Raw genomic sequence first — 25,495 nt, 5'->3', positions numbered from 1 at the left:
GTATCACTTGCACTGTGACTTGTAAGTGTTTAATTATTAAAGAAAATACGCCTTTCTGTAGATTCAGAATACATGCTAAGCCTTTGATTTCATTGAAAAAAATCGATCTAGACCCATGGTCAGCACGCTATTTCCTGATACAGTGCAAAAAAGTGCAATTAAGTGGGAAATGGTGCCACTGATGTGCTTTTTCCACACCAAAGGGTCTTCGCCGTGTTTCAAGGGGCTTCATCGCTGAGTCTGGATGCCAAGGGGCGGCTCTCTGTGCCGACCCGGCACCGTGACGTCTTAAGCGCCACGGCACAAGGCCAGCTCACCATCACCAAGCATCCTCATGGTTGTTTGATGGTGTTCCCTCGCCCCGAGTGGGAGAAATTCCGCGAACGCATTGCCCAGTTGCCCATGTCCGCCCAGTGGTGGAAGCGGATCTTTTTGGGCAATGCCATGGACGTCGAGATGGACGGCACCGGGCGCGTGCTGATCTCGCCCGAATTGCGCCAAGCAGCCGGCATCTCCAAAGACACCATGCTGCTGGGCATGGGCAACCATTTCGAGCTCTGGGACAAAACCACTTACGACGCGCAAGAAGCGCAGGCCATGCAAGGCGAAATGCCAGACGTGTTCAAAGACTTTTCTTTCTGAACGCCATGACCGACAACGTTTTGACCCACACCACTGTGCTCTTGAATGAAGCCGTGGACGAGTTGCTCCAGGCCTCTGCTGGGGCCGATGGCGCGTATGTGGATGCCACTTTTGGTCGGGGGGGGCATTCACGCCTGATTCTTTCCCGTCTGTCGGCGCGCGGTCGATTGCTGGCTTTTGACAAGGACCTCGAAGCCATTGAAGAAGCCGGTCGCATTGAGGATGCGCGCTTTTCGATCCGGCACGAGGGCTTTTCGCACCTCGGTGAACTGCCCGCAGGCAGTGTCGACGGTGTGCTAATGGACCTGGGCATCAGCTCTCCCCAGATCGACAGCCCCGAGAGGGGTTTTTCTTTTCGTTTTGAGGGCCCGCTCGACATGCGCATGGACACCACGCGCGGGCAGAGTGTGGCCGAATGGCTGGCCACCGCAGAGGTGGATCAAATCACGGAGGTGGTGCGTGACTATGGCGAAGAACGGTTTGCTATTCAGATTGCAAAGGCGCTTGTGGCTCGCCGACAGGAACGGGGCCCAATTACAAGCACCTCTGATCTGGCCCAACTCGTGGCTGGCACGGTCAAAACCCGCGAGCCGGGTCAGAACCCTGCAACGCGGACATTTCAGGCTTTTCGGATTTTCATCAATGCCGAACTTGAAGAGCTCGAACAGGCGCTAGAGGGCTGCTTGCGGGTGCTGGCGCCCGGTGGCCGTTTGGTGGTCATCAGTTTCCACTCGCTGGAGGACCGCATCGTCAAGCAGTTCATGGCCAGGCATTCCAAAGAGGTGGTGGACCGGCGAGTGCCCTTTGCCGAACCCGTCAAGATGCGACTGAAAACCCATGGCCGTGTGCGCCCCAGCGAGAGCGAGGTGCTTGGCAACCCGCGCTCGCGCAGCGCCATCATGCGCATGGCCGAGCGCACCGAGGTGCCTGCATGACCCGCGTGAGCTTTCTCTTGCTGGTGGCCACCGTGGTCAGCGCCCTGTGGTTGGTGCACAGCCACTACGAGTCTCGCCGCATTTTCATGGACATGGAGTCTGCACGCAAAGAGGCCAAGCGCATCGAAGTGGACCATGACCGGATGGAAGTCGAGCGCCGCGCCCAGGCCACGCCTTTGCGGGTGGAGCAAATTGCCCGCCAGCAATTGAACATGCGCACGGCTTCACCTGCCATCACCCAGTATGTCAATGCCCAGGGTGCTGCCATAGGTGCGTCTCTTCCAGCCGTGGGGGGTGGTCAGTGAACCACAGCCGCAGCGTTCAGTTGACTTCCAGCCCTTTGCTGGCCAGCAAGACGCCTGTCTGGCGCAGCAAGCTGATTGTGGCGGCCATGGCCTTGGGTTTTTTGGGCCTGGTGGGCCGAGCGGCCCATGTTCAGGTGATTGACAACGACTTTTTCCTGCGCCAAGGTGAGGTGCGTTTTGCCCGCACCCTGGAATTGCCCGCCAATCGCGGGCGCGTGCTCGACCGCAATGGTGTTTTGCTGGCTTCAAGCGTGCCTGCTCCCAGCATTTGGGCCAATCCGGAAGATCTGGAGCGTGATCCGGTCAAGCTGCGCCAATTGGCCCGCTTGCTGGAGATGACGCCTGGCGAGTTGGAGCACAAGCTCAAAGACGAAGAAAAAACTTTTGTTTGGCTGCGCCGCCAGATGGACGAACCCGTGGTCAAGGAAATTCGGGCTCTGGGCATCAAAGGTGTTTACGAAATCAAAGAGTACAAGCGCCTTTACCCGGAGGGTGAGGCGGCCGCGCACATCGTGGGATTCACCAATGTGGAAGACCAAGGCCAAGAGGGCGTGGAACTCATTTTCCAGAAGCAGCTGGCCGGTCAGCCCGGTTCGCGCCGTGTGATCAAGGACCGGCTGGGTCGCGTGGTCGAAGCCGTGGGTGAAACCGTGCACCCGGTCGACGGCAAGGACCTGCAGCTGAGCATTGACAGCAAAGTCCAGTTTTACGCTTACCAGACCCTGCGTGACGCGGTCAAGGAGCACAAGGCCAAAGCGGGCAGCGTGGTGGTGCTGGATGCGCAGACAGGCGAAATCCTGGCGCTGGCCAATTACCCCAGCTATTTGCCATCGCGGCGCGTCAACCTCAGCGGTGAGCAGTTGCGCAACCGTGCCTTGACCGACAGTTTCGAGCCGGGCTCGACCATGAAGCCCTTCACTGTGGCCTTGGCCCTGGAGCAAGGTCTGGTCAAGCCCGAGACGATGATCCAGACTGCCCCGGGACGCATCAACATCACCGGCTCGACCATCAGCGACGTGCACCCCTACGGCATGCTCAGCGTGAACGAGGTGATTCAAAAGTCGAGCAACGTGGGCACCGTGAAGATGGCCATGCAGCTGGAGCCCCGCGAGATGTGGGAGATGTTCACTGAGTTGGGTTTCGGGCAAAAACCCGCCGTGCCATTTCCTGGCGTGGTCAGCGGTCGTTTGCGGCCCTACAAATCCTGGCGTCCCATAGAGCAAGCGACCATGAGCTATGGCTATGGCGTGTCGGGGAGTTTGTTTCAGATGGCACGGGCCTACACCGTCTTTGCGCGTGACGGCGAGATCGTGCCGGCCACCCTGATGAAAGCCGAGCAACAGGTGCAAGGCACGCGTGTCATCAGCGTCGCCAACGCCAAAGCCATGCGCAAGATGCTGCAAATGGCAGCCGGGCCCGGCGGCACCGGACAAAAAGCCCAGACCATCGGTTACTCGGTGGGTGGCAAGTCGGGCACGGCCCGCAAGCAAGAAGGCAAGGGCTACGCCAGCAAGAAATACCGGGGCTTTTTCGTTGGCATCGCCCCGGTCGAGCAGCCCCGCATCGTGGTCGCTGTGATGATCGATGAACCCTCCAACGGGGTCTACTACGGCGGTGCCGTGGCTGCGCCCGTGTTCAGCCAGACGGTGCAGCAAACCTTGCGCCTGATGGGCGTTCAGCCCGACATGGCGGTCAAGCCTCAGATCGTGGCCAAAGCGGTCGAGGAGTCGTTCTGATGCACACCCTGCACAGCGCTCAGGAAGCGGCCCACTGGTTGCGCTCGCGCGTGACGGGCGAGCTGCGCACCGACAGCCGACTGGTGCAAGAGGGTGATGGTTTCATCGCCTGGCCGGGTGCCGCCACCGATGGGCGGCGTTACCTGGCACAAGCCTTGGCGCAAGGCGCCCGTGCTTGCCTGATGGAAGAGGCCGCGCTCGCCCCCTGGCTGGAGGCGCTTGAGGACCCCAACCAAGAGGGCCTGGCTTGCATGCCCGACCTGAAGGTGCAAACCGCCTGGGTGGCTGACGCCTACTATGAGCACCCCAGTCACGCCTTACAGGTGCTGGCGGTCACAGGTACCAATGGCAAAACATCGACGGCCTGGTGGCTGGCGCAGGCGCTGTCTTCACCCGTGCTGAAGCAATCCTGTGGCTTGGTGGGCACCTTGGGTGTGGGCCGCTTGCCTGATCTGATCACCACCGGCATGACCACGCCCGACCCGGTGCTGCTGCAGCGCCAGTTCCGGCAGTTCGCGGGAGACGGCGTGACGCACTGCGCCATCGAAGCCTCCTCCATCGGTCTGGCCGAGCACCGCTTGGATGGCACGCACATCCGCGTGGCCGTGTTCACCAATTTCACCCAGGACCACCTGGACTACCACGGGGACATGGCCCGCTACTGGTCAGCCAAAGCCGCCTTGTTTGCTTGGCCCGGTTTGCAAGTCGCCGTCATCAATATCGACGATGCCCAAGGTGCTTTGTTGTCCCAGCAATTGCAAGGCGGCCCGCTCGAAGTCTGGACCTGCTCGCGTCGGGGTCCGGCCCGTCTGCAGGCGCGGGCCTTGACCAGCGACCAGGGTTTGACCTTTGATGTCATCGAGGGCGGTTCCGTTCAGACCCTGCATACCGGCTTGATGGGCGAGTACAACATGGACAACCTGCTGGGCGTGATCGGCAGTTTGCGGGCCCTGGGTTTTGACTTGGTGCAAGCGGTGCAAGCCTGTGCCCAGTTGTCGGCTGTACCCGGGCGCATGGAGCGAGTGCCCCTTGACCTGCCGGACGCGCAGGCCCGCCCGCCTTGTCCCATGGTGATCGTGGACTACGCCCACACGCCCGACGCCATTGCCCAGGCCTTGGGTGCGCTGCGTTCGCAGGCGACGGTGCGTGGCGGTCGCCTGTGGTGTGTGCTGGGCTGTGGGGGTGACCGCGATGCCAGCAAGCGCCCCTTGATGGCTGCAGCCGCCGAAGCTGCGGCCGACCAGCTGGTGTTGACCAGCGATAACCCCCGCAGCGAATCGCCTGAGGCCATTGTGGCCGCGATGGTCCAAGGCCTGAGCCGCCCGCAGTCGGTCCACATTCAACTGGACCGTGCCTTGGCGATTGCCGATGCGGTAGCTCGGTCAGCGGCGCAAGACGTGGTGCTGGTGGCAGGCAAAGGCCACGAAAGCGAGCAGGACATCTTGGGCGTTCGTCACCCGTTCTCGGACGTGGCCCAAGCCCAAACGGCTTTGCAGCAACGCGCTTTGCAGCGGATGGGGGTTCAAGCATGAACGTTCCAGTGTCCATGCAACTGAATTTGAACCTCGCCCTGGGCTGGTTGAGCCAGGCCCGTGGCGTGCATGTCCAAGGCGTGGTAGCTGAACGGGTGCACACCGACAGCCGCAGCCTGCAAGCGGGCGACTTGTTTGTGGCCTTGCGCGGTGAGCGTTTCGATGGCAACGACTTCATCGCCCAGGCCAAGGCGCAGGGCGCCGTGGCCGTGGTGTGCGAGGCCTCTGGCGAAGCCCTGGCGCTGGCGCAAGGCTTACCAGCCCTGGTGGTGCCCGATGCGCGCATCGCTTTGGGTGAGCTGGCCGCAGGCTGGCGTGCCCAGTTCAGTTTGCCGATGATCGCCGTGACCGGCAGCAACGGCAAAACCACCGTGACGCAAATGATCGCGTCCATCTTGCGTGCCCATGCAGGGGATGGCGCCTTCTCCACCCAGGGCAATTTCAACAACGACATCGGCGTGCCTTTGACCTTGTTCAATTTGCGCGCCCACCATCGCATCGCCGTGGTCGAGTTGGGCATGAACCACCCCGGCGAGATCGCCTACTTGGCCAAAATGGCGCAGCCCACTGTGGCCTTGGTCAACAACGCGCAGCGCGAGCACCAGGAGTTCATGGGCACGGTCGAAGCCGTGGCGCACGAAAACGGTGCTGTGTTGCAGGCATTGCACTCTGAGGGCGTGGCGGTTTTTCCGTCCGATGAAGAATTTACGTCCGTGTGGCAAGGCCTGTCGGGCACGCGGGCGCAGCGCTGCTTTGCCATGGCGTCCGTCTCAGACGCCGAAGTGCGCGCTGCAGTGGTGGTCTGGCAGTCGTGTGCTTGGCAGTTCACCCTCAAAACCCCCGAGGGCACCGCACCCGTGCGCCTGCACATCGCCGGGCGCCACAACGTCAAAAACGCCTTGGCCGCTTCGGCCTGCGCCCTGGCCGCAGGCGTGCCCCTGGCCGCCGTGGCCCAAGGTCTGGTGGCGTTTGAGCCGGTCAAGGGCCGCTCGCGTGCACTGGTTCTGAACACAGCCACCAACGAAATCACCTTGGTCGACGACACCTACAACGCCAACCCCGACTCGGTCCGCGCCGCCATCGACGTGCTGGCCGAGCTGCCTGCGCCGCGTTTGTTGGTGCTGGGCGACATGGGTGAGGTGGGCAACCAAGGCCCCGAGTTCCATGCCGAGGTGGGGGCCTACGCTGCCGAGCGCAGCATCGAAGCGTTGTTCACCCTGGGTGACTTGTGCGTGCACAGCGCACAGGCCTTTGGTACAGCCCGGCACTTCAAGGACATGGACAGTTTGCTGGCGGTCGTCACGGCGCAAGTGGACGGTTTTCAGAGCGTGGTCGTGAAAGGCTCGCGTTTCATGAAGATGGAGCGCGTGGTGCAAGCCCTGCTGTCACGGGGCGAAGACAAGACCAGTCAAAACAATAAAAAAGGGGAGCCCCATGCTGCTTAGCCTGGCCCAATGGTTGCAAAGTTTGTCCCCCGAGTGGGGCTTTTTGCGTGTTTTCCAATACATCACCTTCCGTGCGGTGATGGCCGCGATGACGGCGCTATTGATCGGCTTGGCCGCAGGCCCCTGGGTTATCCGCCGCTTGACCTCGCTCAAGATTGGCCAACCCATCCGTGCCTACGGCATGGCGTCCCACCTGTCCAAAAGTGGCACGCCCACCATGGGCGGTGTGCTGATCTTGTTGTCGATTGCCATCTCCACTTTGCTGTGGTTTGACTTGTCTAACCGTTTTGTTTGGATCGTACTGATCGTGACTCTGGGCTTTGGCGCCGTAGGTTGGGTCGACGACTGGCGCAAGGTGGTCAACAAAGACCCCGAGGGCATGCGCTCACGAGAAAAGTACTTCTGGCAATCGGTCATCGGCTTGCTGGCCGCATTGTGTTTGGTGTTCAGCATTTCCGAAAACTCCAATGCGCGGGTGTTGGACTTGTTTGTTCAGTGGGTCAAGTCGGGCTTTGAAGTGAGCTTGCCCCTGAAGGCCGGATTGCAGGTGCCCTTCTTCAAAGAAATCACTTATCCACTGGGCGTGCTGGGTTTCGTGGTCCTGACCTATCTGGTTATTGTGGGTTCCAGCAACGCGGTCAACCTGACCGATGGTTTGGACGGACTGGCCATCATGCCGGTGGTCATGGTGGGCTCGGCGCTGGGTGTGTTTGCCTACGTCACCGGCAGCGCGGTGTATTCCAAGTACCTGTTCTTCCCGCACATTCCGGGTTCGGGCGAGTTGCTGATCTTTTGCGCCGCCATGGCGGGCGCGGGCCTGGCCTTTTTGTGGTTTAACACGCACCCGGCCCAAGTGTTCATGGGTGACGTGGGCGCGCTGGCGCTGGGCGCGGCGCTGGGCACCATCGCGGTCATTGTGCGAGCCGAAATCGTGCTCGCCATCATGGGCGGCATCTTCGTGGTGGAGGCCTTGTCGGTGATGGCGCAGGTGACCTACTTCAAGTACACCAAGAAAAAATACGGCGTGGGCCGACGCGTCCTGAAGATGGCGCCTTTGCACCACCATTTTGAGAAAAGCGGCTGGAAGGAAACGCAAGTGGTCGTGCGTTTCTGGATCATCACCATGTTGCTGTGCCTGGTCGGCTTGTCGACCCTGAAGCTGAGGTAAACCATGCAGCTGCAAGGTCAACACGTTCTGATTCTCGGTTTGGGTGCAACGGGCCTGGCCATGGCCCGTTGGTGCGCGCAGGCCGGTGCCGACGTGACCGTGGCCGACACCCGCGACACGCCGCCCCAGTTGGCCGCTTTGCAGGCCGAGTGGCCTGGTGTGCATTTTGTGGCGGGGCCTTTTGTGGCCAGTCTGGTGGAAGGCACTGCTGTGCGTGCCGTGTTCCGCAGCCCAGGCCTGGCCCCTGACGTGGTCGCCCCGGTGGTGGATGCGGCCCACGCCATGGGCTTGTGGCAAGGCGGTGAGTTGAGTCTTTTTGCAGCAGGTTTGCAGGATTTGAAGGCGCGCTTTGGCTACGCCCCGCAGGTGCTGGCGATCACCGGAACCAACGGCAAGACCACGGTGACATCGCTCACCGGGCAGTTGGTGGCGCGTGCGGGCAAAACCGTGAAAGTGGCGGGCAACATTGGCCCCACCTTGCTCGACACCTTGACCGAGGCCATGGCCCAAGCACAAGCACAAGTCGAACAAGAAGCAGCTGAACGTGTCGCCGCTGAACTTGAAAACCAAGAACGGCACAGTGAGCCGCCATCGGTGACTGCCACCCAAGAAACTGTCACCCCAGCGCAACCGCAGGATGAGCCTTCAAGAGCGGCATCCGAACCAGACGAAACGCTGGACAGCTTAGAGGGCGAGACCGAGGCAGTGCAGCCGCTGCCCGTTCCTCCTGCCGTGTTGGACCCCATGGCCCAGGCGTTGCCTCAGGTCTGGGTGCTGGAGCTGTCGAGCTTCCAACTTGACAGCAGCGAGGGTTTTGAGCCCACGGCTGCCACAGTGCTCAACCTCTCGCAGGACCACCTGGACTGGCACGGCAGCATGGCCGCCTACGCCGCTGCCAAAGCCCGTATTTTTGGTGCGCAGGCCTTGATGGTGCTCAACCGCGAAGACCCGAAGGTCATGGCCATGCGGCCCGAGCCTGTGCGCGTGAAGTTGCAAAAACCTGTTGAGCGTGTTTGCGTGCAATTTGGTGGTGACATGCCTCAACGCCCAGGGGACTTCGGCATTGAAGTGACGCACGGCATGACCTGGTTGGTGCGCGCCTTGGAGGCCGATGAAACCCGCCGCCGCCGCAAGGATGCTAAAGAAGAGCTGCACATCCAGCGCCTGATGCCCGCCGATGCTTTGCGCATCCGAGGGCGGCACAACGCGGTCAATGCGCTCTCGGCTCTTGCACTGGCCAGCAGCGCTGGTTGCGCCCTGGGGCCTATGCTTTACGGCCTGCGCGAATACCTGGGTGAGCCGCACCGTGTCGAGCCGGTGGCGATCATCCATGAAGTGGAATTTTTTGACGACAGCAAGGGCACCAACGTGGGCGCCACCGTGGCCGCCTTGCAAGGCTTGGGTGCAGATCGCCGTGTGGTGATCATTTTGGGTGGTGAAGGCAAGGGCCAGGACTTCACGCCCTTGGCCGAACCCGTCCAACGCTTTGCTCGGGGCGTGGTCTTGATCGGCCGCGATGCGCCTGTCATCCGCCAAGCGCTTCAAGGCACGGACGTGCCAATGCACGACGCCAGCGACATGCATGACGCGGTCGAGCAAGCTGCAGCCATGGCCCGCAGTGGCGATGCGGTCTTGATGTCGCCCGCTTGCGCCAGCTTTGACATGTTTGACAACTACGGCCACCGTGCAGAAGTGTTTTGCCAGGCCGTGGCCCGCGTGGCCGAAGCGGCAGGTGTGGCCATGGAGGGTGGGCGGTGAGACAAGCCATCACGTTCCCACAACGCCTGCAGCAGTCCGCAGCGGGCCTGCTCCACCGCATGACTGGCGGGCTCGTCGGTGGTCGATGGTCCGGTGCACAGGGCTTGCCGGTCAATTTGGGTGACTACGGCATGACTGGTCGGGTCCATGGTCGCCCGGCCCGCATACAAAGCGTGGACCAGGCCTTGGTCTGGGTGGCGGTGGCCTTGCTGCTGTGGGGCATGGTCATGGTGTACTCAGCCTCGATTGCGATGCCGGACAACCCGCGTTTTTCTCGCTATAGCCATACCCATTTCCTCTTTCGCCATGTGATTTCCATGGTGGTGGGCTGCATCATGGCCTTACTGGCCTTTCAGGTGCGAATGGAGACCTGGGAAAAAGCGGCTCGCCCTTTGTTCGTGTTTTCACTGGTGCTGCTGGCGGTGGTGCTGATTCCCTTCATCGGCAAGGGTGTGAATGGCGCACGACGGTGGATTTCACTGGGTGTGATCACATTCCAGCCCTCCGAGTTGGCCAAACTCGCCACCATCATCTATGCCGCCGATTACATGGTGCGCAAGATGGACGTGAAGGAGAAATTTTTCAAAGCCGTGCTCCCCATGGGCGCTGCCGTGGGTCTGGCGGGCGTGTTCTTGCTGGCCGAGCCGGACATGGGCGCGTTCATGGTGATCGCCACCATCGCCATGGGCATCTTGTTCCTGGGCGGTGTGAATGCCCGCATGTTCTTTCTGATCCTGGGGATTTTGATCCTGGCTTTCGTGGTCATGATCGCCGATTCCCCTTGGCGCAGGGAGCGGATTTTTGCCTACCTTGACCCCTTCAGCGCCGAGCATGCTCTGGGCAAGGGCTACCAGCTGACGCACTCGTTGATTGCCATTGGTCGGGGCGAGGTGTGGGGCGTGGGCCTGGGCGGCAGTGTGGAAAAACTGCATTGGTTGCCCGAGGCGCACACCGACTTTTTGTTGGCCGTGATCGGTGAAGAATTTGGCCTGGTGGGCGTGACGCTGGTGATTTGCCTGTTCCTGTGGCTCAGCCGCCGCATCATGGTGATTGGGCGGCAAGCCATTGCACTGGAAAAAGTTTTTTCTGGTCTGGTCGCGCAAGGCGTGGGCATTTGGATCGGCTTTCAGGCCTTCATCAACATCGGCGTGAACCTGGGGGCCTTGCCCACCAAGGGCCTGACCTTGCCGCTGATGAGTTACGGCGGCTCGGCCATCATGATGAACCTGATCGCGATCGCCATCGTCCTGCGCATCGACGCCGAGAACAAACAAATGATGCGGGGAGGGCGGCCATGACGGACACGCGCAAAACCGCCTTGGTGATGGCGGGCGGCACAGGCGGGCACATTTTTCCGGGCTTGGCTGTGGCAGAAGCCTTACGCGAAGCCGGTTGGCGCGTGCATTGGCTGGGTGCGCCAGACAGCATGGAAAGCCAGTTGGTGCCGCCGCGTGGTTTCGCATTCGAGCCCGTGGCTTTTGGTGGCGTGCGCGGCAAGGGCATTCAAACCCTGGCCTTGCTGCCGCTGCGTTTGCTGCGCGCTTTTTGGCAAAGTCTGCAGGTGGTGCGCCGCGTGCAGCCCGATGTGGTGCTGGGCCTGGGCGGCTACATCTCATTCCCGGGCGGCATGATGGCCAGCCTGTGGAGTAAGCCTTTGGTGCTGCACGAGCAAAACTCGGTGGCGGGCTTGGCCAACAAGGTGCTGGCGCAATTGGCCGACCGTGTGTTCACCGCTTTCCCCGGGGTCTTCAAGACCGGGCAGTGGGTGGGCAATCCCCTGCGCCGTGCCTTCACCGAACAGGCCACGCCCGCTGAGCGTTTTGCCGGACGCAGCGGCCCCTTGCGTGTGTTGGTGGTGGGCGGCAGCTTGGGTGCCAAGGCCTTGAACGACATCGTGCCGCAAGCTTTGGCTTTGATGCCAGAGGCCTCACGCCCGCTGGTGATCCACCAAAGTGGCGCCAAGCAAATTGAAGCGCTGCGGGCCAACTACGCAGCCGCGGGCGTGCAGGCCGAGTTGACACCGTTCATTGACGACACGGCCAGCGCTTTCGCACAGGCCGATCTGGTGATCTGCCGCGCAGGTGCCAGCACCGTGACCGAACTGGCGGCGGTGGGCGCAGCAGCCTTGTTCGTGCCGTTTCCGTTTGCGGTTGACGACCACCAAACCACCAATGCACAGTTTTTGTTGGCCCATGGCGCTGGCTGGCTGGTGCCCCAGGCTGAATTGACGGCGCAGAACCTGGCCGAACGGCTGACGGCCTTGAGCCGCGACACCTTGCAGGACGTGGCGCAAAAAGCCCATGCACAGAAAAAAACAAATGCGACCCGGGAGCTTGTGATGGCTTGTGAGGAGTTGGCGGCATGAAACACGCCATTCGAAAAATTCATTTCATCGGCGTGGGCGGCTCGGGCATGAGCGGCATTGCCGAAGTGTTGCTCAACCTGGGTTACCAGATTTCAGGTTCGGATTTGTCCGATAGCGCCACGTTGCAGCGACTGGCGGGATTGGGCATCCACACGCATGTGGGCCACAGCACTGAAAACGTCAAAGACGCCGATGCCGTGGTCACTTCGACCGCCGTGAAAGCCGACAACCCCGAGGTGCTGGCCGCTCGGGCGCGCCATATTCCCATCGTGCCGCGGGCGGTCATGTTGGCCGAACTCATGCGCATGAAGCAGGGCGTGGCCATTGCGGGCACGCACGGAAAAACCACCACCACCAGCTTGGTGGCCAGCGTGTTGGCCGAGGCCGGGCTGGACCCGACCTTCGTGATTGGCGGCCGCTTGAACAGCGCCGGCGCCAATGCCAAGTTGGGCACGGGCGACTACATCGTGGTGGAAGCCGATGAGTCGGATGCTTCTTTCTTGAATTTGTTGCCCGTGATGGCGGTGGTCACCAACATCGACGCCGACCACATGGAAACCTATGGCCACGACCTGGCCAAGCTCAAGTCGGCCTTTGTTGAGTTCCTGCACCGCATGCCTTTTTACGGCACGGCCATCGTGTGCTCGGACGACCCTGGCGTGCAGTCCATCGTGGACAACATCGCGCGCCCCGTCACCACTTATGGCCTGAACGAAGGGGCCCAAGTACGCGCGCTTGATGTGCAGGCACAAAACGGCCAGATGCTCTTCACGGTGCAAAGGCGCAACGGCGTGACCTTGCCCGACCTGCCCATCGTGCTGAATTTGCCCGGCGTGCACAACGTGCTCAATGCGTTGGCCGCCATTTCCGTGGCCGTCGAGTTAGGTGTCGACGATGGCGCGGTGCAACGCGCATTGGCCCAGTTCAAGGGCGTGGGCCGGCGCTTTCAGCACTATGGCGAAGTGGCCACAACCGACGGCCAAGGGCGCTTTACCGTGATTGACGATTACGGACACCATCCGGTCGAGGTGGCGGCCACGTTGGCAGCAGCCCGTGGCGCATTCCCGGGTCGCCGTTTGGTATTGGCTTTTCAGCCGCACCGTTACAGCCGCACGCGTGACTGTTTTGAAGATTTCGTCAAGGTCATTGGCCAAGGCTGTGACAGCGTCTTGTTGTCCGAGGTGTACGGCGCAGGCGAAGCACCCATCGTGGCAGCCGACGGCCGTTCGCTGGCCCGGGCGCTGCGCGTGGCGGGCAAGGTCGAACCCGTGTTTGTTGACCGGATTGCCGACATGCCCCAGGCCGTGATGAACAACGCCCGCGACGGCGATGTGCTCATTTGCATGGGGGCAGGCTCCATTGGCGCAACCCCTGCGCAGGTGGTGGCCTTGTCCGGGCCCGTCAAAGATGCGGCCATCGAGGTGATCGCATGACGAACAACGCCAAGCGGATGAACATGGGAAAAGTCGCTGTGCTGATGGGTGGGCGCTCGGCAGAGCGCGAAGTCTCCCTCATGTCGGGTCAGGGCGTGCTCCAAGCCTTGCTGGCTTCAGGGGTGGACGCCCACGCTTTTGATCCGGCTGAGCGCGCGCTGAGCGAGCTCCAGAAAGAGGGTTTTCAGCGCTGCTTCATCGCCTTGCACGGTCGCTTTGGCGAGGACGGCACGGTGCAAGGCGCATTGGAATTGATGAGCATTCCCTACACCGGCTCGGGTGTGATGGCGTCGAGCATCGCCATGGACAAGGTCATGACCAAACGGGTCTGGCAGGCCGAAGGTTTGCCAGTGCCACGCCATGTGCTGGTGCACCCCGCGCAAATCGACAGCTTGTCGGCCGACGAGCTCATCCAGACTTTGGGACTACCGCTGATCGTCAAGCCCGCGCGCGAAGGCTCTTCCATTGGCGTGAGCAAGGTGCAGCGGGCCGAAGACCTGCACCCGGCTTTGCGCGCAGCGGCCGCTTGCGACCATGACATCCTGTGCGAACAGTGCATCGTGGGTGATGAGGTCACCTGCCCCGTGCTGGGTGAAGGCGACGGGGCCCGCGCTTTGCCTGTGATTCTCATCGTGGCCCCCGAAGGCAATTACGACTATCAAAACAAGTACTTCACCGACGACACGCAATACCTGGTGCCCTGCGGTTTGCCTGCCCAAGAAGAAGCCGCCATCCAGGCTTTGGTGCGCCGGGCTTACCAAGCCCTGGGCTGCAGGGGTTGGGGCCGCATCGACGTGATGATCGATGGTGTCACGCGGCAGCCCTATTTGCTGGAGATCAACACCTCGCCCGGCATGACTGGGCATTCGTTGGTGCCCATGTCGGCAGCGGCCGATGGCATGCCCTACGAGGCGCTGTGCTGCCATTTGCTGGCCTCTGCTGCATTGGACTATGAGGGCGCTGCTGCATGAAAAAACCCATGCCTTTGCCAGCCGATGTCCGGCTCATGAACATCGCCACAGCTTTGCTGGTGGCGGTTTTTGTGCTGCTGACACTGGGTGGATGGGCATGGTGGTTGATACGCCACCCGGGCTTTGCCTTGCAGACCATCACTGTGCAAGGCGAGGTGAACCGCAACAACGCGTTTGCCTTCCGCACGCATGTTCTGCCCAAGCTGGAAGGCAATTTTTTCACCATCGATCTGGCCAAAGCGCGGCTGGCATTTGAGGCGGTGCCTTGGGTGCGGGTCGCGGTGGTGCACCGCGATTTCCCCAACCGTTTGCGGGCGGTCTTGTTGGAGCACCGACCCATGGGCCTGTGGGGCGATGAGGATGCAGGCACTTTGATCAACGAACAAGGTCAGGTGTTTGAAGCCACTCTGGACGATGCCGATGCCGAGCGCCTACCGCGCATGAAGGGGCCTGCGGCCGAGTCGCAGGCCGTCGCCGCTATGTACCTGGCTTTGAGCCCGCGCTTTCAGGCGCTGGACATGGCGATCGAGCTGCTGGAGCTGACCCCCCGTGGCAGCTGGCGGGTGCAAACCCAACAGGGTGCTCAGATCGAGCTGGGCCGTGGCAGCCGCACTGAAATATTGCAAAGGCTGGATATGTTTTTGACAACCTTGAAGCAGGTGACCGCTCGCTATGGGCGCGGTGCTTCAGCTGTGGCCAGTGCGGATCTGCGGCACAAGGATGCTTATGCCTTGCGCTTGCACGGCGTCAGCACGGTGGATGCGAACAACAAGCAAAAGCCTTGAGCGATCAAGGCGCAGGAATCAAACGGAAACGGTGGTAAACATGGCAAAAGAGTACAAAGATTTGGTGGTGGGCCTGGACATCGGAACGTCCAAGGTCATGGCCGTGGTGGCCGAGGTGATGGCCGACGGTCAGCTCAAGATTGCCGGGCTGGGCATTGCGCCTGGCAATGGGCTCAAGCGTGGCGTGGTGGTCAACATCGACGCCACGGTGCAAAGCATCCAGCAGGCGCTCAAAGAGGCTGAGCTGATGGCCGACTGCAAGATCACCCGAGTGAACGTGGGCATCACGGGCAGTCACATTCGGGGCATCAACTCCAGTGGCATGGTGGCCATCAAGGACAAAGAAGTCACCCAAGCCGATCTGGCCCGGGTGATGGAAACGGCGCGTGCCATCAACATCTCCAGCGACCAGCGGCTGCTGCTGGTGGCCCCGCAGGAATTCGTGATCGACAGCCAGGAAGTCAAGGAGCCCATCGGCATGAGCGGCATGCGCTTGGAGGCCAAGGTGCACATTGTCACGGGGGCTCAAAGCGCGGCAGAAAACATCATCAAGTGCGTGCGCCGCTGCGGGCTTGAAGTAGACCAGCTGCTGCTCAATCCCCAATCGTCGAGCCTGGCCGTGTTGTCTGAAGACGAACGTGAACTGGGTGTGGTGTGTGTGGACATCGGCGCAGGCACCACCGATGTAGCCATATTTGCCAACGGCTCGATTCGCCACACCGCCGTCATCCCGATTGCCGGTGACCTGATCACCAGCGACATTGCCATGGCCTTGCGCACGCCCACCAAAGATGCTGAAGACATCAAAGTCGAAAGTGGCAACGCCAAACAGCTGCTGGCCGATCCGGATGCGCAGGTGGAAGTGCCGGGTCTGGGTGACCGGGGGCCGCGCATGCTCAGTCGCCAGGCCCTGGCCGGCGTGATCGAGCCGCGCATCGAAGAAATTTTCTCTCTGGTGCACCAGGTCATCCGCGAGTCGGGTTATGAAGAGGTGCTGTCCTCGGGCATCGTGCTCACAGGCGGCAGCGCAGTAATGCCGGGCATGATCGAATTGGGCGAGGACATCTTCCTCAAACCGGTGCGCCGGGGCTTGCCCAAGTATTCAGGGGGGTTGGCCGACATGGTCAGCCAGCCGCGAGCAGCGACCGTGATGGGGCTGCTGGAAGAAGCCCGCTTGGCCCGCCTGCGCGGCTACAAAGTGACCCAAAAGAAGAGTTCGGTGAACAACGCTTTTGGCCGATTCAAAGACTTCATTGTGGGGAACTTCTGATGAACTGGAGCCAAATTTTTCAGGCCAGAAGCAGCCCGCCTTTGTCAAGGCCGCTGCGATGTTGACAGCACTTTGAAACGAAACAAGAAATTCAGAAAACTTTCAGGCAACTGCAAACCTTTTAGGAGAAGAAACATGACCATCGAAATGATCCAGACAGAAGAATTCAACCAAGGCACTCAGATCAAAGTGATCGGGGTGGGCGGCGGCGGCGGCAATGCCGTGGAGCACATGATCGAGCACCAAGTGCAAGGCGTGGAGTTCATCTGTGCCAACACCGACGCACAGGCCTTGGCCCGCAGCGCGGCGCACCGCTTTGTGCAACTGGGCCAAACAGGACTGGGCGCTGGCAGCAGGCCCGACAAAGGCCGTGAAGCCGCTGAAGTCGCCGAGGCCGACATCCGTGCGGCCATCGAAGGGGCGCACATGTTGTTCATCACCGCTGGCATGGGCGGCGGCACTGGCACAGGCGCAGCGCCTGTGATTGCCCGCATTGCCAAAGACATGGGCATCCTCACCGTGGGCGTGGTCACCAAGCCTTTCGACTTTGAAGGCAAGCGCCGCATGGACAATGCCGACGAAGGCATGAAGGAACTCGAAGCCAGCGTGGACTCGTTGATCGTGGTCCTCAACGAAAAGCTGCTGGAATTGCCTGGGGGTGAAGACATGACGCAAGACGAGGCGTTCGCGCACGCCAACGACGTGCTGAAAAACGCCGTAGGCGGCATTGCTGAAATCATCAACGTGCCTGGCCATGTGAACGTCGACTTTGAAGACGTGCGCACCGTGATGGGTGAGCCTGGCAAAGCCATGATGGGCACATCCGCTGCCAGCGGCCCGGACCGCGCGCGCATTGCGGCCGAACAAGCCGTGGCTTGCCCGCTACTCGAAGGCGTGGATCTCAAGGGCGCACGCGGCGTGCTGGTGCTGATCAGTGCCGCCAAGGGCTCCTTGAAATTGTCCGAGTCCAAGCAAGCCATGAACACCATCCGCGATTGCGCCTCGGAAGATGCGCACGTCATTTATGGCACTGCTTACGACGAGAGCCTGGGCGACCAGATCCGCGTGACTGTGGTGGCCACAGGCCTGACCAAGGCCGGTGTTCGCCGCACGTCGCCTCCTTTGCAAGTGCTGCGCACCGGCACCGACAACGCCCCCTTCATGATGGGCGGGAAAGAAGCGGTGGCCCCAACGCTCAAAACAGCATCGCCAGCGGCGACCAATGGTGTGAACATTCCAGCTTACTGGCGTAACAACCGCACCCATGCCGCGACGCGTGTGGACGGCATGTCGGCCGCAGGCATGGACGACATCGAGATCCCGGCCTTCTTGCGCAAGCAAGCAGACTGAGCCGTTCGCTTTGCGGACGATGTGAACAAAGGCCAGACCAGCACCCACTGGTCTGGTGCCCTTTAAAATGCTTGCATGCTCGCTCAACGCACCCTCAAAACCCTGACCCGTGCCGTTGGCGTGGGTTTGCACAGCGGCCAGCGGGTCGAATTGACGCTGCGCCCCGCAGCACCCGACACCGGTATCGTGTTTCGTCGGGTGGATTTGCCCGAGCCTGTAGACATTCCGGTGCGCGCCGAGTCGGTGACCGACACCCGACTGGCCTCGACCATTTCGGTCGGGCAGGCCAAGGTCTTCACCGTCGAGCACCTCATGTCGGCTTGCGCCGGTCTGGGCATCGACAACCTGTATGTGGACATTACCGCCGAAGAAGTGCCCATTCTGGATGGCTCAGCATCGTCGTTTGTGTTTTTGTTGCAAAGCGCGGGCATCGTCGAGCAAAACGCGCCCAAGCGGTTTTTGCGTGTGCTCAAAACCGTGCAAGTCAGTGAAGGCGTGGGCAACAACATCAAGTGGGCTAAATTGGAGCCCTACCACGGCTACAAACTCAGCTTTGAGATCGACTTTCGCCACCCCGCTGTCGATTCGACCGGTCAGCAGGTGGTGTTTGACATGTCCGAGGGCGTGTACTCGCGTGACATCGCCCGGGCCCGCACCTTTGGTTTCACCAAAGACGTGGAAATGATGCGCGCCAATGGCCTGGCCTTGGGCGGCGGTCTGGACAACGCCATCGTCATGGACGACTACAAGGTGCTCAACGCCGACGGCCTGCGCTACGACGACGAGTTCGTCAAGCACAAAATCCTGGACGCCATGGGCGACCTGTACATCGTGGGCAAACCCCTGTTGGCCGCCTACAGCGCCTTCCGCTCGGGTCACGCCATGAACAACCAGCTGTTGCGCGCCTTGCTGGCCCAGCCTGACGCCTACGAGATCGTGACATTTGACACAGCCAGCCAGGCCCCCAAAGGTTTTGCAGCCCTGCAACCGGCTTGGTGAGTGGCGGGTGGGGCTTGACCGCAGGCTTGGGCGATGAAACCCAGCGTTTGCCGGATTGGAATCAAGCCTGCACAGGCTTGGCGGGCCACAAGACAAATGCAATCGAGGTCATCATCAGCGCCACAGCCGCCCAGTCTTGCCAGTGCAAGATTTCATTGAGTCCAATGGCCCCACTGAACACCCCCAGCACCGGGATCAGCATCACGCTCAAGGTCGATGCCACGGGTGGCAAGCTGCGCGCAAGGTAAAACCAGGCGGCATGCGAAAAGCCGAAAACCAGCACCGCATTGAAAACGATCGCAAACCAGTTGCTCGGTGAGGGGCTGACCCAACGGTCTGTTTCGAACAGCAAGCCCAGCACGGCCATGACCAACGCCGTTAACAGCGTCATCCAGAACGAAATTGCCAAAGTGGGCACCGGCATGGTGGTGCGGCGCAGCAACTGCGTGCCAAAAGCCCAGGTGCCCGCCGCCGCCAGCGCCAACAAGACCCCTACTGGACGCCCGCTCAGATTAGACAATTCGTGCCACAGCAGCAGCAAAACGCCCACACTGGCCGCAGCCACCCCGGCCCAGGAGCGTTTGGACAACTGATTGCCAAAAACCCATGCCCCCAGAATGGCAGAAAAGATGGGCATGGTGTAACCCAAAATGGCCGCCCGGCCGCTGGACAGCGACTGCACTGCAATGATGATCAACGCGTGCCAGATGAACATGTTGAACACCGACAGGACCAGCAACTCGCGCCAATGCGCACGCGGAATGCGAAACGGCACCTTCATGGCCAAGAGCGCCAAGCCCAGCACGGGTGTGCCCAGCCATAGGCACAGCGCGCGAAATGTCAGCGGCGGAAAATCCGTGACGCCCATTTTCATGATGGGCCAATTGATGCCCCAGACCAAGGTCAGCAAGACCAAAATGGTCCATTGCGTGGAAGAGAGTTTGTGCATCTGACGCATCTTAGATGGAGGCGAGCCGACCCGCTGTCACAAAAGCTCTTACAAAACAAGTCATGAAGGCTGCCACGCAGCGCCCCTTAAAATCCTCTGCATGAACTTTTTTGACATGCTGAGCGCCGCTGAGCGCCAAAACGGCTCCATGCTTTGCGTGGGCCTGGACCCCGAACCCACCAAATTTCCGGACCGCTACAAAGGCGATGCCAACAAGATCTACGACTTTTGCGCCGCCATCGTGGACGCCACAGCCGACTTGGTCAGCAGCTTCAAACCCCAAATTGCCTACTTTGCCGCGCACCGCGCCGAAGGCCAGCTCGAACGGCTGATGGAGCACATTCGCCGCGTGGCCCCGCATGTGCCGATCATTCTGGATGCCAAGCGCGGCGACATTGGCAGCACGGCCGAGCAATACGCCAAAGAAGCTTTTGAGCGCTATGGCGCCGACGCCGTGACCCTCTCACCCTTCATGGGCTGGGACTCGGTGGCCCCCTACCTCAAGTACGAAGGCAAAGGCGCTTTCTTGCTGTGCCGCACCTCCAACCCCGGCGGTGACGATTTGCAAAACCAACGCCTGGCCTCGGTCGAAGGCCAGCCCTTGCTCTACGAACATGTGGCGCGCTTGGCCCAAGGCCCCTGGAACCTGAACGGCCAACTCGGCCTGGTGGTGGGGGCCACCTACCCGGCCGAGATCGAGCGTGTGCGCGCCATTGCGCCCACCCTGCCCTTGCTGATTCCGGGCGTGGGCGCGCAAGGCGGCGATGCCGCAGCCACGGTGCAGGCCGGCTGGCGCGGGCAAGGCGGTGTGAGCACGGGGACTGTGATTGTCAATTCATCGCGTGCCGTGTTGTACGCATCGAGCGGTGATGACTTTGAAGCCGCAGCGCGTCGCGTGGCACTGCAAACGCGCGACCAGTTGCAAGCGGCCAAGCCCCAATAAAGGAGACCCGCATGTACGAACATTTGGTCCTCAAAGAGCAAGGCCGCTTGGTTGAAGTTCATTTGAACCGGCCCCAAGTTCGGCATGCCCTGTCTCGCGCCCTGATGCGCGAGATCACCGCAGTGGCGCGCGCCCTGAGCGAACGCACGGACATCGACGTGGTCATCCTCACGGGCGATGCGCGGTGTTTTTCGGCGGGTGCTGATTTGAACGACGCGCAAGCCTGGGCCGACGACAGCTTGTCCACGGTGCAGCGGCGCGACATGACAGGCACGGGGTTTCGGATGTGCAAGGCTTGGGAAGAAATGCCGCAGATCACCATTGCTGCCATTGAGGGTTATGCGGTGGGCGGTGGGCTGGCGCTGTCCTTGGCCTGCGACTGGCGTGTGCTGGCGCAAGACGCCTTTGTGTCCTTGCCCGAAATCGCCTTGGGCATCCCTTTGACCTGGGGCACCATCCCCCGCTTGGTCAACCTGCTGGGCCCCGCCAAAGCCAAACGTTTGACCATCTTGTGCGAACGCGTGGCTGCGCCCGAAGCGCTGAGCCTGGGGCTGGTTGACTACGTCAGCGACAAAGGCCAAGCCATGGTCCGTGCACAAGCCTTGGCCGCGCAAACCCTGGCCCAACCTGCCGCCACGATGCGCATGAGCAAAGAGTCGGTCAACGCAGCCGCCACAGCCCTGAACCACGCCACCTCGTACATGGCACACGACCAGATCGCCCTGGCCGCATCCAGCCCCGAGTCACGCGCAGCGCGGGGTCAGGCTTTGCGTTGAAGCCTACAAGCCACCCACTTGCAGGCTGAGATGGGACTTAGCTTTTGGATGGCCAATCAGTTGACCATCCGTTGTGCAGCTTCCACTCCAAGCGGACAAGGCCTTTGCGCCCAGTCTCTTAACACCTGCTGTCAAGCCAATGCTCGCATGCCAAATGGCGTTTGGTGCAAAATTGGTTTTTTTGATTTCAGGCAGACCCCACCATGCAACCATTCCACTTGGCTTTTCCGGTCACCTCTTTGGCAAAGGCCAGAGCGTTTTATGGTGATCTTTTGGGGTGTTCAGAAGGCCGCTCCAGTGAGCACTGGATCGACTTCAACTTTTACGGCCACCAAATCGTGGCGCACCTGAGCCCCTCAGAGGCCGGTCACCACAACACCAGTGCGGTGGATGGCGACAACGTGCCGGTGCGGCACTTTGGTTTGGTGATGGAGATGGGCCAGTGGGAGGCCATGGCCGACAGGCTCAAAAAAGCGGGTACTTCATTTGTCGTTGAGCCACACATCCGCTTCAAGGGTCAAGTGGGCGAGCAGGCCACCATGTTCTTTTTGGACCCCTGCGGCAATGCGGTGGAGTTCAAGGCGTTTGCCAATCCCGAGAGCCTTTTCGCCAAGTAGACCTCAGCGCCTTTTTCAGGGTTTCAACGACTGCATCACCCGGGCGATGCAGTCGTTTGTTCTTGTAGCGTCAATCCACCGCATGATGCACACCAATTGCAGCTCGGGATCGACCCAGGTGATGGACGAACCCGCGCCAATGGCAAACCACGAAGTGCGCGGTGCATCTTTGAACAACGCGCCGTCTTTGTTGAGCCAAATCAGGTAGCCGTAATAGGGCGCGATGTCGCAGGGCTGCTGCATCATGTGCAGCCATGACTTGGACAAAATTTGTTGGCCCTTGAACTGGCCTTGCCCCATCAGCATCAGGCCAATCAGCGCTTGGTCCATGGCCGAGATGGACACGCCGCCACCCCAGTGGCTGCCCCCGGGCACCGACATCATGCGTTGGCCGGTGACCTCGGTCCAGCCTTGCTCGTAGCCCACCCATTGAAACGCGTCCGAACACCCCAGAGGTTGCCGGAAAAATTCTTCAAACACGTCGGGCAGCGGGCGCTTGAACAAGTGCAGCAAGGCCAAGGACAGTTGGTTGATGCGCACGTCGTTGTACTCAAACCGCGAGCCCGGCTCGCCCAGCGGTCTGGCATCGCCTTTGGTGCCGTCCGCTTGCCCGGTTTGGTAAGGCAGCCAGCGGTAACGGTCGACTTGTTCGGGAATGCCCAGGCAGGTGCCTTCCCATTCGCTGGTTTGTTGCAGCAAATGGTGCCAGGTGATGCGCGAGAGCCGATCGCCCTCAAAGCCAATGCCGGGGCATTGCTCAACCACGGGGGTGTGCACGTCTTTGAGCAGCCCTTGGTCAAACGCCAGACCGGCCAGCAAGGCCAGGTATGTTTTGGCCACACTGAAAGTCAGGTCCGCCTTGTGCGGTTCGCCCCATTGGGCCAACAACTGGTGTTGGTGAAACAAAACACCCGACACAGGCCCTCGCCCATGGACCGGGCCATACAAGCGGTTGTAGGGCGGTGGGTCCACATCATGGATGCCCCAAGGCGGTGAGGTGTTACGCGACCAGGGCGTTTCGCACGATTGGATGAATTCAAGGGTCGATTCAAGCGAGGGGGTCATTTGGATGTTCGCATCAATGGAGGGGTATTGTCTGGGCTGCCTTCAGAGCAGCGCTGCTTTTGCCGTCTGCTGCGCTTTGTAGATTGTGTTTTCTTAAAGCGTTGAGCCGTGTGTCTGGTCAGGATTGGACAGGTAGCGGCGACCTGGCTCTGTCCGGCCCGTGACTGGGTGTCGCACGGGTGTCTTCTCTTGAATTCTGAAACGGGCTGTCATCTGTGTGGCATGCCCAAAAACGGGTGAGTGCTAGTCTGTTCAAAATGGCTGTGATGCAAAGCCATGCCGCTGCCCAATAAAGGAAGAACCATGAAGCTTTACACCGCCCACCGCGCCCCCAGCCCCCGCCGGGTGTTGATGTTTTTGGTCGAGAAAAACATCACTGGCATCGAGATGGTGAACATGGACCTGAACGGCGGCGAGCACCGCACGCCCGAATACCTGGCCAAAAGCCCACTGGCCAAAGTGCCCGCGCTGGAGCTGGACGACGGCCGCGTGATCACCGAGACGCGGGCGATTTGCACCTTGCTGGAAGGCCGCTTTCCCGAGCCCAACCTGATGGGCGTAGACGGCGACGAGCGCGGCTTCATTGAGATGGCCGACCGGCAGGTGGAGCTGTATTTGCTGGGCGGCATTGCCAACGCGATCCGCCACAGCCACCCGGGCTTGGCGGCTTTAGAGAAACCGCAGTTCCCCGAGTTTGGCCGCTCTCAGGCCGAGAAGGTGCGGGCGGTGGCGCGGGGCTTTGACCAGCGCCTGCAAAGCCAACCCTTCATCGCGGGCGAGCGTTTCACCATTGCCGACATCACCGCGTTTTGCGCGCTGGAGTTTGCGCGGGGCCTGATGAAGTTTGTGCCCGGCGACGAGGACATGCACGCCTTGCAAGCCTGGCGCGACCGCATGAACGAGCGGCCCAGCGCCAAAGTGTGATCAGCTGAACACGCCGCCGTAGTCCTTGCGCAGGTCGTTTTTCTGCACCTTGCCGGTGCCGCCCACGGGCAGGGATTCGAGGAAGACCACATCGTCGGGCACCCACCACTTGGCCACTTGGGTGGCCAAAAAGTCGAGGATCTCTTGCTTCTCCACGGCTTGGCCCGGCTTGCGCACGATGAACAGCAGCGGGCGCTCGTCCCACTTGGGGTGCTTGACGCCAATGACGGCGGCCATGGCCACAGCCGGGTGGCCCACGGCCGCGTTTTCCAGGTCGATCGAGCTGATCCATTCGCCACCGGTCTTGATCACGTCTTTGGTGCGGTCACGGATTTGCATGGTGCCCTGCGCATCGATGGTGGCGATGTCACCGGTGGGGAACCAGCCTTCCACCAGCGCGGTTTTCTCGGCCTTGAAGTAGCGCTCGACGATCCACTGGCCGCGCACCATCAGCTCGCCTTGAGAGGTGCCGTCGCGAGGCAAGGTCGCGCCGTTTTCATCGACGATTTTGATCTCGATACCCGAGACAGTTTTGCCTTGCTTGGCCACGATGGCATGTTGCTCAGCGGCGGGGCGCAGTCTGTCAGCGCGGCTCAGGTTGCTCATGGTGGCCACAGCGGTGGTCTCGGTCATGCCCCAGCCGTGGCGCACTTCCACGCCGTAGTGGTCCATGAACTTGGCGATCAGCGCCATCGGCATGGCCGAGCCGCCCACGCAGGTGCGCTTCATGTGGGCAAAGCGCAAGTTGTTATTTTCCACATGCTGGATCAGGCCCATCCAGATGGTGGGCACGCCCGCGCTGATGGTGACCTGCTCGGTGTCCATCAGCTCATACAAACTGGCGCCATCCAGTTTGGGGCCAGGCAAAACCAGTTTCGTGCCCGCCACCAGCGCGGCATAGGGGATGCACCAGGCATTGATGTGGAACATGGGCACCACCGGCAGAACAGTCTCTTGCGTGGAAAAACCCAGCACATCGGGCAGGCAGGCGGTGGTGGCGTCCAGCACGATGGCGCGGTGCGTGTACAGCACACCCTTGGGGTTGCCGGTGGTGCCCGACGTGTAGCACAGCGCAGCGCCGGTTTGGTCGTCCAGCTCGGGCCAGTCAAAGGTGTTGCTTTGGCCGGTGATCAGACCTTCGTAATTCATCACGCTCACACCGTCGATGGCGGGCGTGTTGGCTGCGTCGGCCAAGCACACCCAGGCGCGCACTTTGGGGCAATGCGCGGCAATGCCTTTGACCAGCGGCGCAAAGGTGGCGTCAAACAACACCACTGCGTCTTCGGCGTGGTTGATCACATAGATCAGCTGCTGCGGGTGCAGCCGTGGGTTGCAGGTGTGCATGACCATGCCGCTGCCCGAGACGGCGTAATAGGCCTCCAGGTGGCGGTGGTTGTTCCAGGCGATCGAGCCGACCGCGCTGCCGGCTTTGAGGCCCATCTGAGCCAGCGCGTTGGCCAGCTGGCGCGAGCGTTTGGCGGTCTCGGCATAAGTGGTGCGGTGCAGCGGGCCGTGCGTCTCACGCGA

Annotated in this window: 23 protein-coding genes; 20 read left to right on the top strand and 3 right to left on the bottom strand. The window is 61.2% G+C overall.

The annotated features are described in order from the left end of the window. Nucleotides 1–213: 213 nt before the first annotated feature. From mraZ to lpxC, 16 genes are all read left to right on the top strand, one after another. Nucleotides 214–642 carry a division/cell wall cluster transcriptional repressor MraZ gene (gene mraZ, locus Q0O99_RS14295; RefSeq protein ID WP_108351518.1) on the top strand — a complete coding sequence of 143 codons (429 nt, stop codon included), beginning with the start codon at nt 214–216 and terminating at the stop codon, nt 640–642. Between the two features lie 5 nt (nt 643–647). Then, entirely contained in the window at nt 648–1,577 is a 930-nt protein-coding gene (gene rsmH / locus Q0O99_RS14290) for a 16S rRNA (cytosine(1402)-N(4))-methyltransferase RsmH (protein ID WP_293752651.1), read from the top strand. Then, entirely contained in the window at nt 1,574–1,882 is a 309-nt protein-coding gene (gene ftsL / locus Q0O99_RS14285) for a cell division protein FtsL (protein ID WP_293752650.1), read from the top strand. Before rsmH ends, ftsL begins: the two co-directional genes overlap by 4 nt. After that, a complete protein-coding gene (locus Q0O99_RS14280; RefSeq protein WP_293752649.1) occupies nt 1,879–3,618 on the top strand; it encodes a penicillin-binding protein 2 in 1,740 nt (579 codons plus the stop codon). Before ftsL ends, Q0O99_RS14280 begins: the two co-directional genes overlap by 4 nt. Continuing rightward, nucleotides 3,618–5,150, top strand: coding sequence for a UDP-N-acetylmuramoyl-L-alanyl-D-glutamate--2,6-diaminopimelate ligase (locus Q0O99_RS14275; protein WP_293752648.1), 1,533 nt, complete (start codon nt 3,618–3,620; stop codon nt 5,148–5,150). The genes Q0O99_RS14280 and Q0O99_RS14275 overlap by 1 nt, the downstream gene beginning before the upstream one ends. Beyond that, on the top strand, nt 5,147–6,595 hold the full coding sequence (gene murF / locus Q0O99_RS14270) for a UDP-N-acetylmuramoyl-tripeptide--D-alanyl-D-alanine ligase (RefSeq protein ID WP_293752647.1): 1,449 nt from the start codon (nt 5,147–5,149) through the stop codon (nt 6,593–6,595). The genes Q0O99_RS14275 and murF overlap by 4 nt, the downstream gene beginning before the upstream one ends. After that, nucleotides 6,585–7,763: a phospho-N-acetylmuramoyl-pentapeptide-transferase gene (mraY, locus tag Q0O99_RS14265; RefSeq protein WP_293752646.1), complete on the top strand. Its 1,179-nt coding sequence runs from the start codon at nt 6,585–6,587 to the stop codon at nt 7,761–7,763. Before murF ends, mraY begins: the two co-directional genes overlap by 11 nt. Nucleotides 7,764–7,766: 3 nt before the next feature. Continuing rightward, nucleotides 7,767–9,521, top strand: a complete 1,755-nt coding sequence (murD, locus tag Q0O99_RS14260) for a UDP-N-acetylmuramoyl-L-alanine--D-glutamate ligase (RefSeq protein ID WP_293752645.1) — start codon at nt 7,767–7,769, stop codon at nt 9,519–9,521. Beyond that, a complete protein-coding gene (ftsW, locus tag Q0O99_RS14255) occupies nt 9,518–10,819 on the top strand; it encodes a putative lipid II flippase FtsW (protein WP_293752644.1) in 1,302 nt (433 codons plus the stop codon). The genes murD and ftsW overlap by 4 nt, the downstream gene beginning before the upstream one ends. Further along, a complete protein-coding gene (gene murG, locus Q0O99_RS14250; RefSeq protein WP_293752643.1) occupies nt 10,816–11,886 on the top strand; it encodes an undecaprenyldiphospho-muramoylpentapeptide beta-N-acetylglucosaminyltransferase in 1,071 nt (356 codons plus the stop codon). The genes ftsW and murG overlap by 4 nt, the downstream gene beginning before the upstream one ends. Next, nucleotides 11,883–13,319, top strand: coding sequence for a UDP-N-acetylmuramate--L-alanine ligase (murC, locus tag Q0O99_RS14245; protein WP_293752642.1), 1,437 nt, complete (start codon nt 11,883–11,885; stop codon nt 13,317–13,319). The genes murG and murC overlap by 4 nt, the downstream gene beginning before the upstream one ends. Continuing rightward, nucleotides 13,316–14,290, top strand: a complete 975-nt coding sequence (locus Q0O99_RS14240) for a D-alanine--D-alanine ligase (protein WP_293752641.1) — start codon at nt 13,316–13,318, stop codon at nt 14,288–14,290. Before murC ends, Q0O99_RS14240 begins: the two co-directional genes overlap by 4 nt. Continuing rightward, complete coding sequence (locus Q0O99_RS14235) at nt 14,287–15,075, top strand: cell division protein FtsQ/DivIB (protein ID WP_293752640.1); 789 nt, start codon at nt 14,287–14,289, stop codon at nt 15,073–15,075. The genes Q0O99_RS14240 and Q0O99_RS14235 overlap by 4 nt, the downstream gene beginning before the upstream one ends. A 40-nt stretch (nt 15,076–15,115) precedes the next feature. Next, nucleotides 15,116–16,345, top strand: coding sequence for a cell division protein FtsA (gene ftsA / locus Q0O99_RS14230; protein ID WP_293752639.1), 1,230 nt, complete (start codon nt 15,116–15,118; stop codon nt 16,343–16,345). A gap of 135 nt (nt 16,346–16,480) precedes the next feature. Then, nucleotides 16,481–17,695, top strand: coding sequence for a cell division protein FtsZ (gene ftsZ, locus Q0O99_RS14225; protein ID WP_293752638.1), 1,215 nt, complete (start codon nt 16,481–16,483; stop codon nt 17,693–17,695). A gap of 75 nt (nt 17,696–17,770) precedes the next feature. Next, nucleotides 17,771–18,694 carry a UDP-3-O-acyl-N-acetylglucosamine deacetylase gene (lpxC, locus tag Q0O99_RS14220; RefSeq protein ID WP_293752637.1) on the top strand — a complete coding sequence of 308 codons (924 nt, stop codon included), beginning with the start codon at nt 17,771–17,773 and terminating at the stop codon, nt 18,692–18,694. Nucleotides 18,695–18,755: 61 nt separating this feature from the next. Here the strand turns inward: lpxC and Q0O99_RS14215 are convergent, their stop codons facing one another. Beyond that, nucleotides 18,756–19,643 carry a DMT family transporter gene (locus tag Q0O99_RS14215; protein ID WP_293752636.1) on the bottom strand — a complete coding sequence of 296 codons (888 nt, stop codon included), beginning with the start codon at nt 19,641–19,643 and terminating at the stop codon, nt 18,756–18,758. A 100-nt stretch (nt 19,644–19,743) separates the two neighbouring features. Between Q0O99_RS14215 and pyrF the strand changes: the two genes are divergently transcribed. From pyrF to Q0O99_RS14200, 3 genes are all read left to right on the top strand, one after another. Continuing rightward, nucleotides 19,744–20,586, top strand: coding sequence for an orotidine-5'-phosphate decarboxylase (gene pyrF, locus Q0O99_RS14210; RefSeq protein WP_293752635.1), 843 nt, complete (start codon nt 19,744–19,746; stop codon nt 20,584–20,586). An 11-nt stretch (nt 20,587–20,597) separates the two neighbouring features. Further along, nucleotides 20,598–21,362, top strand: coding sequence for an enoyl-CoA hydratase/isomerase family protein (locus Q0O99_RS14205; RefSeq protein ID WP_293752634.1), 765 nt, complete (start codon nt 20,598–20,600; stop codon nt 21,360–21,362). Nucleotides 21,363–21,565: 203 nt separating this feature from the next. Continuing rightward, nucleotides 21,566–21,979 (top strand): VOC family protein, encoded by a 414-nt coding sequence (locus tag Q0O99_RS14200; RefSeq protein ID WP_293752633.1) that lies wholly within the window; start codon nt 21,566–21,568, stop codon nt 21,977–21,979. Between the two features lie 15 nt (nt 21,980–21,994). Here Q0O99_RS14200 and Q0O99_RS14195 read toward each other — a convergent pair whose 3' ends face one another. Further along, a complete protein-coding gene (locus tag Q0O99_RS14195) occupies nt 21,995–23,044 on the bottom strand; it encodes a serine hydrolase (protein WP_293752632.1) in 1,050 nt (349 codons plus the stop codon). Nucleotides 23,045–23,347: 303 nt separating this feature from the next. Here Q0O99_RS14195 and Q0O99_RS14190 point away from each other — a divergent pair, with 303 nt between their 5' ends. Then, the gene (locus Q0O99_RS14190) at nt 23,348–23,968 is read left to right on the top strand and encodes a glutathione S-transferase family protein (protein ID WP_293752631.1); all 621 of its coding nucleotides are present in this window, start codon (nt 23,348–23,350) and stop codon (nt 23,966–23,968) included. Here Q0O99_RS14190 and Q0O99_RS14185 read toward each other — a convergent pair. Continuing rightward, nucleotides 23,969–25,495: long-chain-fatty-acid--CoA ligase (locus Q0O99_RS14185; RefSeq protein ID WP_293752630.1), on the bottom strand; the 1,527-nt coding region annotated here is incomplete at its 5' end.

Origin of the sequence: Limnohabitans sp. Rim8 (assembly GCF_945901735.1) — a bacterium.
In the GTDB taxonomy this organism is placed as follows: domain Bacteria; phylum Pseudomonadota; class Gammaproteobacteria; order Burkholderiales; family Burkholderiaceae_C; genus Limnohabitans_A.
This window is presented reverse-complemented; position numbering and strand designations above follow the sequence as displayed.

Coding starts and splice junctions, on each gene's coding strand:
- rsmH (WP_293752651.1), top strand. CDS start 648: ATGACCGACAACGTTTTGACCCACACCACTGTGCTCTTGAATGAAGCC.
- ftsL (WP_293752650.1), top strand. CDS start 1,574: ATGACCCGCGTGAGCTTTCTCTTGCTGGTGGCCACCGTGGTCAGCGCC.
- Q0O99_RS14275 (WP_293752648.1), top strand. CDS start 3,618: ATGCACACCCTGCACAGCGCTCAGGAAGCGGCCCACTGGTTGCGCTCG.
- murF (WP_293752647.1), top strand. CDS start 5,147: ATGAACGTTCCAGTGTCCATGCAACTGAATTTGAACCTCGCCCTGGGC.
- mraY (WP_293752646.1), top strand. CDS start 6,585: ATGCTGCTTAGCCTGGCCCAATGGTTGCAAAGTTTGTCCCCCGAGTGG.
- murD (WP_293752645.1), top strand. CDS start 7,767: ATGCAGCTGCAAGGTCAACACGTTCTGATTCTCGGTTTGGGTGCAACG.
- murG (WP_293752643.1), top strand. CDS start 10,816: ATGACGGACACGCGCAAAACCGCCTTGGTGATGGCGGGCGGCACAGGC.
- murC (WP_293752642.1), top strand. CDS start 11,883: ATGAAACACGCCATTCGAAAAATTCATTTCATCGGCGTGGGCGGCTCG.
- Q0O99_RS14240 (WP_293752641.1), top strand. CDS start 13,316: ATGACGAACAACGCCAAGCGGATGAACATGGGAAAAGTCGCTGTGCTG.
- Q0O99_RS14235 (WP_293752640.1), top strand. CDS start 14,287: ATGAAAAAACCCATGCCTTTGCCAGCCGATGTCCGGCTCATGAACATC.
- ftsA (WP_293752639.1), top strand. CDS start 15,116: ATGGCAAAAGAGTACAAAGATTTGGTGGTGGGCCTGGACATCGGAACG.
- ftsZ (WP_293752638.1), top strand. CDS start 16,481: ATGACCATCGAAATGATCCAGACAGAAGAATTCAACCAAGGCACTCAG.
- lpxC (WP_293752637.1), top strand. CDS start 17,771: ATGCTCGCTCAACGCACCCTCAAAACCCTGACCCGTGCCGTTGGCGTG.
- Q0O99_RS14215 (WP_293752636.1), bottom strand. CDS start 19,643: ATGCACAAACTCTCTTCCACGCAATGGACCATTTTGGTCTTGCTGACC.
- pyrF (WP_293752635.1), top strand. CDS start 19,744: ATGAACTTTTTTGACATGCTGAGCGCCGCTGAGCGCCAAAACGGCTCC.
- Q0O99_RS14205 (WP_293752634.1), top strand. CDS start 20,598: ATGTACGAACATTTGGTCCTCAAAGAGCAAGGCCGCTTGGTTGAAGTT.
- Q0O99_RS14200 (WP_293752633.1), top strand. CDS start 21,566: ATGCAACCATTCCACTTGGCTTTTCCGGTCACCTCTTTGGCAAAGGCC.
- Q0O99_RS14195 (WP_293752632.1), bottom strand. CDS start 23,044: ATGACCCCCTCGCTTGAATCGACCCTTGAATTCATCCAATCGTGCGAA.
- Q0O99_RS14190 (WP_293752631.1), top strand. CDS start 23,348: ATGAAGCTTTACACCGCCCACCGCGCCCCCAGCCCCCGCCGGGTGTTG.